The sequence below is a fragment of the Hymenobacter tibetensis genome (genome assembly GCF_022827545.1).
Taxonomy (GTDB): Bacteria; Bacteroidota; Bacteroidia; order Cytophagales; family Hymenobacteraceae; genus Hymenobacter; species Hymenobacter tibetensis.
Genome location: NZ_CP094669.1, coordinates 5,427,319 through 5,441,273, shown reverse-complemented (window position 1 = coordinate 5,441,273; position 13,955 = coordinate 5,427,319). Strand labels below are relative to the sequence as shown.

Below are 13,955 nucleotides of genomic sequence, written 5' to 3'. Positions count from 1 at the left end.
TACTCCGTATTTGCAACAATGTTACAAAATAATTGCAACAATCCTGACGCCAGAATGCCAAGAGGAACTCACCCAGCTGTTCGGCTGCTCGAGTTCCTCTTGGCATTCTGGCTGTTGGCTGGCTATTGAGCGGCCGGCTTGTAGTCAGGGTTGGGCTCCAGCGTCATTTCACACACTGGGCACTTGCCAGGCTGGTTGCTGGCACTGCCTTCGCAGCCCATGGGACAGATGTAAGCAGCTGCCACCGGTTGGTCCTCACCACCTGTAGTGGCTGCTGAGGTTGCAGTGCTGGCGGCTGGCTTACTCTCACACGCCACCGACAGCCATAGGCTGCTGGCCAGCAGCAAGGCACCAGCAATGCGAGTAAGCGAGAGTCCTCTCATGTACGGCACCACCTATTCTTGTGCTTTACCACCCTCAGAGGCTGGCTCGTCTTCGGCTTTCACTGGCTCGGCGCCAGCTGCAGTACGATCTTCGGTTCTCTTGGTCATCTCGGCCTTCTTCGCATCTGCCGAAACGTTGGCGTCAGCGCTAGGCCGCTCCCGACCTTCCAAATCTACGTGGGAGCTGATAGGCCGCTCAATGGCGCCACCTTTGCTCTGGTCAGCTGCTGCCGCCGTATGCTGGTCGAAATTGTCGGAGGAACGGGAGCCAGGCTCTACCATATCCAACGACACTTTGTTTTCGGGGCGCCAGTCTGAAGGCTCGCTGCTGCACGCAGCCAAGGAAAGCGTGGCGACAGCCAAAGCGGAAAGGACAAGTTGCTTGGTCATTATCTTGAAGTTGATTGTTAAGTTGCTGATTATGTAGTTGATACTAGGTGCTGGGCGGTGGTCTGTCCGTTGCGGGAGTAGCCACTCCGTACGTAGCACCCGTTAGCTCGCCTTCTCTTCTACGGCAAGCAAATTCTTGCGCCGCAGCATCGATTCGAAAAGTTTCTGATCGTTGGGCGAGTTGAAGATTTTAAACGGAACGTGCAGAAACATGGGGGTTTCAAACGTACGGGCCACCCAGGCACGCCAGCCCGTTAGCTCAGCTGGTGGATCTTGGTTACGGAACCACAGCAGGTAGCCGTCTGGCTCCCGCTTTACCCGGCCAATCATCTCCCAGTTCACGCCCATGCCGCGGCCTTCTTTCTCGTTCTGCATCAACCCAATCTGGCGCTGGTCGATAACGTAGCTCATCCGCTCGAAGAACGGTTTGGTTTGCTCTACCTGCGTTACTGCTGTAATCTGTGAAGAGCGCAGCAGCACATACAACAGCGTAAGCACGAGCCCGAAAACCAGCCACCACCACGACGGCCAGATAACTGCGGGCAGCACGCCTACTACAAACGGAATTAACGCAAACCACCATTCCTTGCGCCACACATGGCCCATGGCTATGCGGGTGTACAGGTTGGAGTCGAGCTGGTGCTTCTTGGTGCGAATGGCTAGTGGCGAACCAGCTTGCGTCTGCTGCTGCCGGTACCCTCCGCGTTGATTGGGTTGTTGCATTGAATTGGTTGCTGAATTACTACGTGGTGTAATGGTTGCTGGCTGCACAAAGTTTCTGAACGGCCAACCATCTAACCATTCGGCAATTCAACCATTTAATAAGCTTTTAAACTGAGGTCGAGACTTTTAGTTGAGTGCGTAAGCGCGCCGACCGAAATAAAATCGACGCCGGTGGCGGCTACTTCGGCAATAGTGAGTTCCGTGATGCCGCCGCTGGCCTCCGTCGGGAAGCGGCCGTTGATGAGCGCCACCGCCTCGCGCAGTTGCGCCGGCGACATATTGTCCAACATAATGCGGACGATACCGCCCGTATCAAGAGCTTCCTGCACTTCAGCCAGACTGCGGGTTTCTATCTCAATCGGCAGTTGCCGACCTGTCTGCTGCAAGTAGGTTTGGGTGGCTTCAATGGCTTGCCGAATACCGCCGGCGTAGTCGACATGATTGTCTTTGAGGATAATCATGTCGAAAAGGCCGTAGCGGTGGTTTACGCCGCCGCCAATAAGCACTGCCCACTTCTCGCAAAGCCGGAAGTTGGGACTGGTTTTGCGCGTATCGAGCAAGCGCGCCTTGGTGCCATCTAACAGCGTGTTCAGAAATGCAGTGTGCGTCGCAATGCCGCTCATGCGCTGCATGCAGTTCAGTACCAAGCGCTCCGCAGTCAGAATGCTTTGTGCTCGGCCCTCCACCGTCAGAACGACGTCGCCGTGCTTTACGCGGGCGCCATCGGCGAGTAGTTGCTCTACCCGCAGCGTGGAGTCCACTTCATTGAAGATCAAATGGGCTAGCTCCACCCCGGCCAATACGCCTTCATCTTTGACAAGCAACCGAGCTCGTTTCTGCGCCGCTGCCGGAATAGACGCCAGCGACGAGTGGTCGCCATCTCCTACATCCTCGCGGAGAGCAGTCTGAATGAAAGTAGTTAAGGCTTCGGGAGTGAGGTAGGAGGGCTTTTGCACAGCGCAAAAATAGTGAAAAGGCCCCATTACGCCGTTATCTTACCTAAGCGCAGCCAGAGCGCGGTAACCTGCCACGCGTTGGGAGCGGGAAGCACAGGCTCCTAAACGCACCAAGCCCCCAACAACTACAAAAGTGTCAGGGGCTTGGTGAAAAACGGAGGGAAAGTGAAAACCCCCTTCATGGCAAGAGTTTCGCTGTTACTCCTTGGTAAATGCCATGTTTTCGATGCGTAGGGTACCACTGGCATTTTGCATCTTCACGATGACGCGGTACATCGCTTCTTTACTTTTATATTTTCCTACTGCGTACGGAATTCCGCCGTCACTGCCACCTTGGTGTACAATTTCAAAACTGGCAGGTGCGGTCTTCGCAAAGAAGTCTTTCATTACAAATTCGGCTTGCGTGGCACTGTAGCTCTGCCGGTCGCCGTCGATGCTGATTTCAACGGTAGCGCCAAAATATTGCGACAGCTCCTTGGAAGAAGCGTTGCGCAACGCTCCACTAATGGAGCCAAATACGTCGCCCTGAGCCTGCCCCACCACTGAAAGCAATAGTAGCCATCCGAATACGAGAGCTTGAAAAAGAATGCGTTTCATTTCAGAGTATAGAATACATCATAGGGTACGCGAAAATTATGCCAACCACTGCCTACGCAGCTTGAAGCCTCCGGGTTATTTGTGCTGAGCAGTGAATAAGCAATAAAATACCGTTGTTCCGACGCGGGACGCCTATCTTTGTGCCTATGAACAAGCAGGTATTGTTGGTGATTCTCGATGGCTGGGGTCTGGCCAAGAACAAAGAAGTTTCGGCAGTTGATAAAGCCCAGACTCCTTTCGTTGATTCATTGTTTCAGCGGTTTCCGCATAGCAAGCTGCAAGCATCCGGCGAAGCGGTAGGGCTACCGGACGGGCAGATGGGCAACTCCGAGGTTGGGCACATGAACATTGGAGCCGGCCGCGTGGTGTACCAAGAACTGGTACGCATCAACAAAGCTATTCGGGAACGGAAACTAGGCAACACGCCTGCCATAGAAAAAGCCTTCGAGTATGCCCGCACCAACAACAGAAAGGTGCACCTGATGGGGCTGCTTTCCGATGGGGGCGTGCATTCGCACATCGAGCACCTAAAGGCCCTTTGCACCTTGGCTCATGACGCCGATGTGCACAAAGTCTTTATTCATGCCTTCACCGACGGTCGCGACACCGACCCCAAGGGTGGTGTTGCTTACGTAAACGACCTGGAACAGCACTTACAGCACGGCGCTAGCGGCAGAATAGCCTCCATTGTAGGGCGCTACTACGCTATGGACCGCGACAACCGCTGGGAGCGAGTGAAAGTGGCCTACGATCTGCTGGTAAACGGCAAAGGCACTCCTTCGCAGAACCTGATCCAAAGCATGCAGGACTCCTATAAGGAAGGCGTTACCGACGAGTTCCTGAAACCTATTGTAAAGGTGGGTGCCGATGGCTTGCCACTAGCAACTATTGAGGAAGGCGACGTCGTTATCTGTTTCAACTTCCGCACCGACCGAGGCCGGGAAATCACGCAGGCGCTTACGCAGCAGGATTTCCACGCCTTCCAGATGCACCGGCTGAACCTGCACTACCTCACCATGACCAACTACGACGCCACGTTTGTGGGCGTCACCCCAGTTTTCGAGAAAGACAACTTGGAAAACACTTTGGGGGCAGTACTAGAGGCCAATGGCAAGAAGCAGATTCGTATTGCCGAAACCGAGAAGTATCCGCACGTTACGTTTTTCTTCTCGGGAGGCCGCGAAACCGAATTTGTAGGCGAAACGCGCATCATGCGTCCTTCACCGAAGGTGGCCACGTACGACCTGCAACCCGAAATGAGTGCCGCTGACTTGCGCGATGCGCTGGTACCGGAGCTGCAAGCCAAATCGGCCGATTTCGTGGTTCTCAACTTCGCCAATCCCGACATGGTAGGCCATACTGGCGTGTTTGAGGCAGTGGTGAAAGCAGTGGAAACCGTAGACGCCTGCGCCAAGGCGGTGATAGAAAAGGCATTAGCCAGCAATTACGCCTGCATTGTCATTGCTGACCATGGTAACGCCGAGTTTATGATGAACCCCGACGGTTCGCCTAACACGGCCCATACCACCAACCTGGTCCCCTGCATCCTAGCCGACAGCGACTACCACGGCACCCTTTCCGACGGGAAGCTTGGCGATATTGCGCCTACTGTGTTGGCACTAATGGGCTTAGCGCAACCTGCCGACATGAAGGGTGTGAGTTTGCTACAACCTGGAGGAGTTGCAACGCGTGCGTAGAAGCAACTGGCTTGGCGTGCTCTTACTGCTCGCGGCCTGTGGGCCGGGTGAGGATGCCAGCGTGCGCCCAGTTCCCGCCAACCGCAAGCCCAACTACTTCGACGTAAAAGGCTTCCTCGATAAGCAGGTAGCAGACCTTAACCGCCGGCAACCAGTGGTGGAGAAACAGGTGCGCCTGCGCGATGGAAAAACGGAAACCACCCGCGTCACTAAAACTGATTGGGCCAAGGAACTCCAGATTTTCTACCAAGCCGACATCAATAAGCCGGCGTTGCGCGGAGCCTACGAGGTGAAAGCTGTCACCCAGTCGGCTACTACTGGCCAACTTTACCAACGAAAAGTTGGGGTAGATGCCACAGTGCGCGAGCTTTTGATTACGCGCGCCACCAACTATCCGGAAGCCATGAGCGCCACGATCATTCAAGATAACCCGCTCTTCTACTCCGAGAAGAAACTGTCTTTGCGCGCTGACGCGCGTGGAGTGAAAAGCTACAGCGTGGAAGGTATCCAGAAGTTGGTACTATTTGATACGGTACGCTATACTGTACGGACACGCATAGTCGAGTAAACGTGTTCTTCCAACGCAGGAGCGGAGTTCGATGGTATCAAACCAGGTTCCTCTCGAGCTAGAAAGACTGCTTAATCCAGATAAGGCTGTACGCGGGCTAGGCTAGGCTGGCCGGCTGTGAAGGTCGCGGACACGCTATTGGCCCGGTCGGTGTCGCGGATGCGAAGCTGGCCGCAGGGCCCACCGCTCTGCCTTGCCGACTCGTTGAGCGTGGAGCGCAGGCGTTGGCCATAGGCGGGCTTGAAATTGGTGATAGTAGCTTGGCGGAGCAGGTCTTTCTCAGGTGAATGGTAGAACTCAAACGAGTTGCCTTGGTGCCGAAGCGTAAGAATAGTATCGGTTTGTCCAGCTTCGTGCTTGTTGGCGTAGGGCTGGCGGCTTACCACTTTGGCCCCAGCCGACAGCAACTCCTCTACTGTAGGTTCGGCTCCGAAGGGCTGACCAGCTAACGTATCGTTGGTAAGGGTGCAGGTTGTTTTAGGAGCAACTGGCTGCCGTGGTGGGGTAGCCACTTGCCGACGTTCCTGCTTGGGTTTGGCAGCAGCAACAACAGGCGGGCCTTTAGCCTCGCAACTTGCCAGACCGAACGCCGCGTAGAGCAGCATAGCCGGGAAAATTTTCTTGCGGAAAAGCAGTGGGGCGGGTATCATACGAGTTGAAAAGCAAGTGCTTTTACCCTCATACGAGAAACCGACAACGCTGGGCTTTATATTCGAAAAATTATAGCGTATCGGTAGAGAAATAATACGCTTTGCCTTGTCCGTTACTGCGTGCCCATAAGTGTCGCCATTACCCAACGCCGCCCACCTTGGTTGCGATGCTCCCCTAGGTAGATGCCCTGCCAGGTCCCCAGCGCCAGTTCTCCGTTGCTTATCGGCAGGCTAACGGCGTGGCCCAGCATAGCCGCTTTGAGGTGGGCGGGCATATCGTCGGGGCCTTCCAGCGTGTGGCGGAAATACGGTGCGTTTTCGGGTACGGCTTGGTTGAAATACGACTCGAAATCCATGCGCACCGTGGGGTCGGCGTTTTCATTAACGCTCAGACTGGCAGAGGTGTGCTGAATAAAGAAGTGCGCCGTTCCGATCCGAATCTGTTCTAATTCCGGTAACTCTGCCACCAACAAGTCCGTGACAAGATGAAAGCCGCGGCGCACGGCCGGCAAGCGCAAACGTTTCTGAAAATACACCATCAGTTCTAAGGATTCACCCGCTCGTACGCGCCCAGGTCCGTTGACGTCGTGCTCCGGCTTTTGTTGAGCAAGTCGCGTGGTATTGCCGGATTGTATACGGCTTTGTTGCTGGCCGGGGAGAGTGTATCGAGGCGATAATCGAATTTAGTACCGAAGCCTCGCTCGGGAGAGTTCTTGAACCTGGGCGTCTGGTCGAGTTGGTTTTGGTTGTTGTTGAGCCCCAGCGTGGTGCCGGCGTCGGTAGCAGCAGCGTACTTCTCCGTCCGGAGGATACTGTTTCGGATATCTATGTTGGGCCGGTAAGCGCTGCCATTTTCGAAATTCAGTTCATCACCAATCGAACCCCACACAATGGAGTTGGCAATGCTTACTCTAACGGTGTTAGGCTGTAAGGCTTGTGTAGCGGCAGGCGCATCAGTGAAGTGCAAAGAAGGGGTTCGGCGCTGAAACTGCGGAGTGTAATTGGCTACCGTGCAGAAATTCAAATCGTATGTTCCTCCAAAACCCCGAACAGCATATTCGCCGCAGTTGGTAAGCAGGCAGTTGCGCAAATCGAAGTCGCCGGAGAAGCCGAATATGCCAGCTCCTTCGAAGTTTTCGCCAAGGCTGGCGAAGGAAAGTGCCGCCCCTGAAATGTTGCGCAAAATGGAGTTCTCAACGGTTACCTTCGGGTGAGGACGGTTAAGCGGATTATAGATTAACAGGCCATACGACGCATTTTTGATTTCAGTGAAGCGCACTAAGTTGTTGCGGCTACTGGTGGCGTCAAACTGAATGCCACGCCACTGTCCGGGCGTATCTGAGTAGAATGGCTCTAATCGGTCGCCTTGGAAGCGCACGAAAGTGGCCGTGTCAGTGGGCGCTAATTCCGCCGTAGGTCTGGTTGCTTCGTTGATGCGCAACGTTCCCTGTATTAGCATCGCCGACCCAGCGTGCGAGTATACACGGGTGCCCGGCTGGATTCGGAGCGTGACGCCTGGGTCTACCACTACTACGCCGTAGATAACGTGCGGGCGGTTTTTGGGCCAGGTGGTGTTGCGCGTGATATGCTCTTCGGGCCCGTGGAAATAAGCATTTTGCCCGTATGACACCAGCCGCACATCTTGCTCGTTGCCGTTAGTGTTGAACAGCAGTTGGTCGTCCACCAAAAACGGTTTGTTGTTGGTAGCGTTGGGCCCAAGGACGGCTTTCACTAATACCAGCAAGCTGTCTTTGCCCCGAATTTCAAGGTCGCTGGCGGCTTTGGTTTCGTCTCCGTTGATGATCAGCGAGTACGTACCGGGGTTGGTGTCTGCCAGCCGGACCTGGCTGACCTTCACAGCCCGGGCGTTGCGGTTATACACCCACAGGCGCTTGCTTACGGTGCCTACCTGAGCAAACACCGTATCGAAAAGCACGGTGTCGGCCGAAAATTCCAGCTTGGCGCTGGAGTCAGTGGTCACTAAATCTTCTTTTGGCTCACAGCCCGGCAACAAGCACAGCAGTGCCGAAAAAACAAGTAGCAGTGGGAGTAAAAAGCGCATAGACCAACAAGATAACTTTATAAAAAGCAACATCCTGAGCTCGCGCACTACCTGTTCACGCAGAAACTGGCCGTTGGTACGCCTGATGTTCTATCGTGAGAAGGTCCTGCGCAAACTCAGGATGTACAAACGGCTGTTCGGCTTTGTTATTACGATACGCCTTCCTTCAAGCGCTCAGCGCTTTCGGCAAGGCGGAGTTGCTCTACAAAGTCGTCGATGTTGCCTTCCATCACGCTGGCCAGGTTGTACACTGTGAAGCCAATGCGGTGGTCGGTTACGCGGCCCTGGGGATAGTTGTAGGTGCGAATTTTGTCGGACCGGTCGCCGCCGCCAATCATGCTTTTGCGTTGGGCACCTTCGGCTTCGTTTTTCTTCGCTAACTCAATCTCATAAATGCGCGACCGAAGTACCTGCAACGCCTTATCGAAGTTCTTAAGCTGCGACTTCTGGTCTTGGCACTGCGCCACCAAGCCCGTAGGCAAGTGGGTGAGGCGCACGGCTGAGTAGGTGGTGTTCACCGACTGTCCACCGGGGCCCGACGACATAAAGAGGTCCTTGCGCACATCGTTCATATCAATCTGTACGTCCAGTTCCTCGGCTTCCGGCATCACCACAATCGAAGCTACCGACGTGTGAATGCGGCCTTGCGTTTCAGTGGCCGGCACGCGCTGTACCCGGTGTACGCCCGACTCAAACTTGAGCTTGCCGTACACGTCTTCGCCTTTCACGGCCAGGATAATTTCCTTGTAGCCGCCCGAAGTGCCTTCGGTGGCGTCAATCAAGTCCATTTTCAGGCCGTGGCGTTCGGCGTAGCGCATGTACATGCGCTGCAAGTCGCCGGCGAAAATGGCTGCTTCGTCGCCGCCCGCACCCGCCCGGATTTCCATAATGACGTCTTTCGAGTCGTTGGGGTCCTTGGGCAGCAGCAAGTCTTTAATCAGAACTTCGAGGCGTTCCTGCTCGGGGTAGAGCGTTTCCAGCTCATCCTTTGCCATTTGGCGGAAGTCCTCGTCCTTTTCGTTGGCAATGACCTCCTTGGCGCTGTCGATGTTGGCCAACACGTTCTGGTAGGCCTTGTACTCAACGACAATCTTGTTCAGGTCTTTGTATTCTTTGTTGAGCGTCTTGTAGCGTTTCATGTCGCTCATAGCGTCGGGCTGCGTGAGCTGCTCTGCCACGTCGTTGAACCGCTGTTGGATGGCCTCCAGTTTGTCTAGCATCTTGCCTTCTAAGAATTGTATTGGGAGTGCAAAGGTATTGAAAACAAACACGTCCTGTGCGCGGTGAGGTTCCGCGCACAGGACGTGTTTGAAATGCATTCCGCTGCTACCCCATTTTATTTGACAGCAAGAAGCTTGCTGCAAGCAACTGCTTGCAATACACAGCCTATAGCAAAGCACATATTGCCAATTCTATGGCCGTACTGCCCGCTCTGAAAACTAGCACAAGAAGACAAGAGTCTCTACGCCTCCTCGCTTTGCAGTTGGCGCTCATACAAGGCCCGATACAAGCCATCGGCGTCCTGCATCAAGGCCTCGTGGGTACCATGCTGCACAATCACGCCATCGTCTAACACCAGAATTTCGTCGGCCAACTTCACCGAGCTGACGCGGTGCGAGATGATGAGGCTAGTGCGGTGATGCATGATGCGCTGCAAGGCGTCCAAAATGGCATTCTCGGTGTTAGTATCCACTGCTGAGAGAGAGTCATCGAGAATCAGGATTTTAGGCTCTTTCACCAAGGCCCGCGCAATACTAACTCGCTGCTTTTGGCCGCCGGAAAGCGTGATACCTCGTTCGCCAAGTTTGGTTTCGAAGCCTTCTGGGAAGCGGATGATGTTCTCGTACACATTGGCGTCCTTGGCGGCTTGCTGCATCCGCTCCTCGGTAGGGTCGCTGAGGCCGAAGTTGATGTTGTTGCGAATCGAGTCTGAGAACAAGAACACGTCTTGCGGTACGTAGCCAATTTGCTCGCGCAACGAGTTCAGCGAGAAGTCGCGCACGTCTACACCATCAATGCGGATGGTGCCGGCCGTTACGTCGAAGAGGCGGCAGAGCAAGACGGCAATGGTGCTTTTGCCGGAGCCGGTGTTGCCAATAACTGCCAAGGTCTGGCCCGGCCGGATGCGGAACGATACGTCGCGCAGCGCCTTGATGCCCGTGTCGGGGTAGGTAAAAGAAACCTGGTCGAACACGATGTCGCCCACAATTTCCTGTTCGATATCCTTTTGCGAAACGATATCCGTCTGCTGGTGCATGAACTCGTTGATGCGGGCCTGCGAGGCTTCGGCGCGCTGCACAAGGCTACTCGTCCAGCCTAGTGCCGTAACGGGCCAAGTGAGCAAGTTCACGTAAATCAGGAATTCGGCAATGCTGCCCGTTGTGATGGTGCCGCGAATAACTTCTTGACCCCCAATGTATACCGTTACAATGGTGCTCAGCCCCACCAAAAACAGAATCAACGGGAAGAACAGCGAGTTCACGAAGTTCAAGCTCAAGGACTTCTCCTTGTACTCATTGGAGGCTACTGCAAACTGCTGGTGCGAGTCTTCTTCCCGCACAAACGACTTCAGCACCCGAATGCCCGAAAACGCTTCCTGCACGAACGTCGTCATGCCAGACAAGGACCGTTGAATCTCGTCGCTCTTCTTTTCAATCAGGTTATTGACGTAGAAAATGCTGACGCTTAGCACCGGCAATGGCAACAACGTGTAAATAGTCAGCTTCACGTTCACCATGAACATGAGCGGCACGATGAGCACGAACAGAATAACGAGCTGCATGAAGTACATCAGCGCGGGCCCGATGTACATGCGCACCCGCCCCACGTCTTCCGAGATGCGCGACATTAAGTCGCCGGTGCTATGGCGGCGGTAAAAGGCCAGCGGCAAGGATTGGTAGTGCTGATAAATCTCGTTTTTCTGGTCGTTTTCCACCAGCCGGCTCATTACAATGAGGGTTTGGCGCATAAAGAACAGAAACACGCCGCGCAGCAACGCCAGCACAATAATGAGTGTGCCATACAGCAGCACATTACGCCCAAATAGCGTGTACACTTCACTTTGCGCGGTGGTACCCGCAAATAGGTGGTAGAGGTCAATGCCTTCACCAACTAGGTCGAAAGCGTAGCGCACAATCTGGGCTGGAAAAATAGCCAGCAGGGTGCTTAAAGCCACGAACAGCACGCCCCCCAGGAAGTGCCATTTGTAGCGGAACAAATACTTATTGGTAGCAGAGAGTGCGCGCACGAGGGAGAGAGGTAGAAGCAGGATAACAGCGGGCCGGCCAGCCGCGTAGAGAGCATACCCAATGGCCGGAACCGGAAATTGGGTTACTTTTGCACCCGAATTGAGGGAGGTACTACGAAGCGTTGCGCCTATTAAACGTCAATCAACCGAAAGACGCCGATAATAAGCAACGCTGCTTCGCGCTACCGCCTTCAAAGATACAACAACCAAGTTCCGCTCCTTTCTTCCTAAATCCCACCCACTCTTTTATCCCCATCCTCATGGTTGAGTTTCACGAAACGACCGATACCTCGGTCTTCGGACAGATTGCCGAACATCAGCACGAACAAGTGGTGTTCTGCCACGACCACGAAACTGGTCTGCGTGCTATCATCGGCATTCACAATACGGTACTCGGGCCCGCACTAGGCGGCACCCGCATGTGGCACTATGCTTCTGATGCCGAGGCCCTGCACGATGTGCTGCGCCTCTCGCGTGGCATGAGCTATAAGGCCGCTATTTCGGGTTTGAACTTAGGTGGCGGCAAAGCCGTCATTATCGGTGATGCCCGCACCATGAAGACCGAGAGCTTGTTGCGCAAGTTCGGCCGCTTTGTGCAGAACCTGAACGGCAAGTACATCACGGCCGAGGATGTGAACATGACCACCAAGGACATGGAGTACATTCGGATGGAAACCAAGCACGTAGCTGGCCTACCTGAGAGCATGGGCGGCTCCGGCGACCCGTCGCCGGTGACAGCCTACGGTACGTACATGGGCATGAAGGCGGCCGCCAAGAAAGCATTCGGCTCAGAAAGCCTAGCTGGTAAGCGTATTGCGGTGCAAGGCGTAGGCCACGTGGGAACGTATCTGCTGGAGTATTTGCAGAAGGAAGGCGCCAAGCTCGTGCTGACCGACTATTATGAAGACCGGGCTCTGGAAGCAGCCGCTCGTTTCGGTGCTCTGGCCGTGGGCCTCGATGAAATCTACGACCAAGACGTGGACATCTATTCGCCTTGCGCGCTGGGTGCCACCATCAACGACGATACCCTTGATCGGCTGCGCTGCCGCGTGATTGCCGGTTGCGCCAACAACCAACTGGAAGACGAGAATGTACATGGCCCAGCCCTTGTGGACCGGGGTATTGTGTACGCACCCGATTTCCTGATTAATGCGGGCGGTCTGATCAACGTCTACTCCGAAGTGATTGGGGGGAGCCGTCAGTCCGCGCTCATTCAAACCGAGAAAATTTTCGATTACACCACGCAGGTGCTTCTCAAAGCCGAGCAGGAGCATACGCACCCTCAGGCTGCCGCTATCCGGCAGGCAGAGGAGCGCATTGCTGCTATCGGCAAAGTCAAATCAACCTACTAACAGCTGGTTGTTGATTGCTGATTGTTAATGGTTGATTGGTAGCGCACGCGGCGCACAAGTCAAATGCTTACTAATCAACAACTAACAATCAGTAATCAACAATCATAACCAACTCATGCTCAACCGTCGCACGCTTCGCATCAAGGTCATGCAGGCCCTGTACGCCTACCATCAGGCCGTAGGGTCTGATTTTTTATTGGCCAATGACCGGATTGCGGATGCCTTCGCGCCCGACCTTACCTCGCCCGAACCACAAGACCGTCGGTTGTTGAAAGGGCAGCAGAAGATGGCCGAACTCACGTTCAAGGAGTGGCACAAATCTGGTGAAGAGCCAGAGAAAAGCGACGACGCCGACGTGCAGGATGCCGTGCAGGACGCCATCAAGTACTACCAGAAAGCCGTTGCTAAGGACGCCACGTTCTATGCCGGCCAGATGGTGCACGCCGCCGAAAGCATTCATGACCAGTACCTGCACCTGCTCAATATTCCAGAGTCATTGCTGCAAATCATTGACGAGGAAAAGAGCCGCGAGGCGCGCAAGCACCTAGCTTCCAAGGAGCCGCTGCTTGATACCAGCCGGTTAGAGCAAAACCCAGCCATCCAGAAGCTGATCGGCAATCTGCAACTCCTCGACCTAACCATTCGCCGCTCACAGCGGTGGCAGGGCGAAGACGAGCGGGAAGCATTGCGCTTGGCGTGGCGCAACGAAATGCGGCAAGACCCGGAGCTACTCAGCTACTTAGCGGCCCCAGCCGGCAACTACGCCGAGGAGCAGGAGATGCTCAAACACCTCTACAAAACCTACGTTTTTAAAGGTGAAAACCTGCCGCGCTACCTCGAGGAAGACGACTTGAACTGGGAAGAAAACCGACCCATCGTTAAGAACCTCGTGCTCAAAACGGTGAAGATGCTGGACGAAGCTGCCGACGAGAAACTGGAGTTGATGTCGTTGTCGGCCAATTGGCAAGAAGACAAAGAGTTTGCGGAAAGCCTCTACAAGCAAACGCTGGCCGAAGACGATAAATACGAGAAGCTCATTGCTGAATCCACGCAAAACTGGGACGTGGAGCGAGTGGCCTTGACCGACAAGATTCTGCTGAAGATGGCGCTCTGTGAGATGCACCTCTTCCGTGGAATTCCGGTGAAAGTGACCATAAACGAGTACATCGAAATCAGCAAGATCTACAGCACTCCCAAGAGCAAGCAGTTTGTGAACGGGATTCTAGATAAATTGGCGCAGGATCTGACGGCGAGTGGAGCCATCCGCAAGTCGGGCCGTGGGTTGCTGGACAACCAATAGCCTGCTGTAAGAAGAAGCAAGACAGGCTGC

General features: G+C 54.6%; 14 protein-coding genes. 4 read left to right on the top strand and 10 right to left on the bottom strand.

From position 1 onward, the window contains the following. Positions 1-122: 122 nt before the first annotated feature. The 5 genes from MTX78_RS21945 to MTX78_RS21925 form a co-directional block, all read right to left on the bottom strand. The gene (locus MTX78_RS21945; protein WP_243798352.1) at positions 123-383 is read right to left on the bottom strand and encodes a heavy metal-binding domain-containing protein; all 261 of its coding nucleotides are present in this window, start codon (positions 381-383) and stop codon (positions 123-125) included. 12 nt (positions 384-395) lie between these two features. After that, positions 396-773, bottom strand: coding sequence for a hypothetical protein (locus tag MTX78_RS21940; RefSeq protein WP_243798350.1), 378 nt, complete (start codon positions 771-773; stop codon positions 396-398). A gap of 102 nt (positions 774-875) precedes the next feature. Next, positions 876-1,496 (bottom strand): hypothetical protein, encoded by a 621-nt coding sequence (locus MTX78_RS21935; RefSeq protein ID WP_243798348.1) that lies wholly within the window; start codon positions 1,494-1,496, stop codon positions 876-878. Positions 1,497-1,591: 95 nt separating this feature from the next. Next, the gene (gene nadC, locus MTX78_RS21930) at positions 1,592-2,479 is read right to left on the bottom strand and encodes a carboxylating nicotinate-nucleotide diphosphorylase (protein ID WP_243798347.1); all 888 of its coding nucleotides are present in this window, start codon (positions 2,477-2,479) and stop codon (positions 1,592-1,594) included. Positions 2,480-2,650: 171 nt separating this feature from the next. Beyond that, positions 2,651-3,049, bottom strand: coding sequence for a DUF4783 domain-containing protein (locus MTX78_RS21925; RefSeq protein WP_243798345.1), 399 nt, complete (start codon positions 3,047-3,049; stop codon positions 2,651-2,653). Positions 3,050-3,195: 146 nt separating this feature from the next. Here MTX78_RS21925 and gpmI point away from each other — a divergent pair, with 146 nt between their 5' ends. After that, positions 3,196-4,746 carry a 2,3-bisphosphoglycerate-independent phosphoglycerate mutase gene (gpmI, locus tag MTX78_RS21920; protein WP_243798343.1) on the top strand — a complete coding sequence of 517 codons (1,551 nt, stop codon included), beginning with the start codon at positions 3,196-3,198 and terminating at the stop codon, positions 4,744-4,746. Between the two features lie 16 nt (positions 4,747-4,762). Continuing rightward, positions 4,763-5,314, top strand: coding sequence for a hypothetical protein (locus MTX78_RS21915; protein WP_243798342.1), 552 nt, complete (start codon positions 4,763-4,765; stop codon positions 5,312-5,314). 71 nt (positions 5,315-5,385) lie between these two features. Here the strand turns inward: MTX78_RS21915 and MTX78_RS21910 are convergent, their stop codons facing one another. From MTX78_RS21910 to MTX78_RS21890, 5 genes are all read right to left on the bottom strand, one after another. Further along, positions 5,386-5,964, bottom strand: a complete 579-nt coding sequence (locus tag MTX78_RS21910) for a hypothetical protein (RefSeq protein WP_243798340.1) — start codon at positions 5,962-5,964, stop codon at positions 5,386-5,388. Positions 5,965-6,077: 113 nt separating this feature from the next. Continuing rightward, positions 6,078-6,503 (bottom strand): secondary thiamine-phosphate synthase enzyme YjbQ, encoded by a 426-nt coding sequence (locus MTX78_RS21905; protein WP_243798338.1) that lies wholly within the window; start codon positions 6,501-6,503, stop codon positions 6,078-6,080. A gap of 5 nt (positions 6,504-6,508) precedes the next feature. Continuing rightward, on the bottom strand, positions 6,509-8,026 hold the full coding sequence (locus tag MTX78_RS21900; protein ID WP_243798337.1) for a hypothetical protein: 1,518 nt from the start codon (positions 8,024-8,026) through the stop codon (positions 6,509-6,511). Between the two features lie 149 nt (positions 8,027-8,175). Then, positions 8,176-9,246, bottom strand: coding sequence for a peptide chain release factor 1 (prfA, locus tag MTX78_RS21895; protein WP_243798335.1), 1,071 nt, complete (start codon positions 9,244-9,246; stop codon positions 8,176-8,178). Positions 9,247-9,488: 242 nt separating this feature from the next. Beyond that, positions 9,489-11,273, bottom strand: coding sequence for an ABC transporter ATP-binding protein (locus MTX78_RS21890; RefSeq protein WP_243798334.1), 1,785 nt, complete (start codon positions 11,271-11,273; stop codon positions 9,489-9,491). A 260-nt stretch (positions 11,274-11,533) separates the two neighbouring features. Between MTX78_RS21890 and MTX78_RS21885 the strand changes: the two genes are divergently transcribed. Together MTX78_RS21885 and nusB are read left to right on the top strand one after the other, a co-directional pair. Next, positions 11,534-12,625 (top strand): Glu/Leu/Phe/Val dehydrogenase dimerization domain-containing protein, encoded by a 1,092-nt coding sequence (locus tag MTX78_RS21885; RefSeq protein WP_243798332.1) that lies wholly within the window; start codon positions 11,534-11,536, stop codon positions 12,623-12,625. A gap of 115 nt (positions 12,626-12,740) precedes the next feature. Continuing rightward, positions 12,741-13,925, top strand: a complete 1,185-nt coding sequence (nusB, locus tag MTX78_RS21880) for a transcription antitermination factor NusB (protein WP_243798331.1) — start codon at positions 12,741-12,743, stop codon at positions 13,923-13,925. Positions 13,926-13,955: the final 30 nt, after the last annotated feature.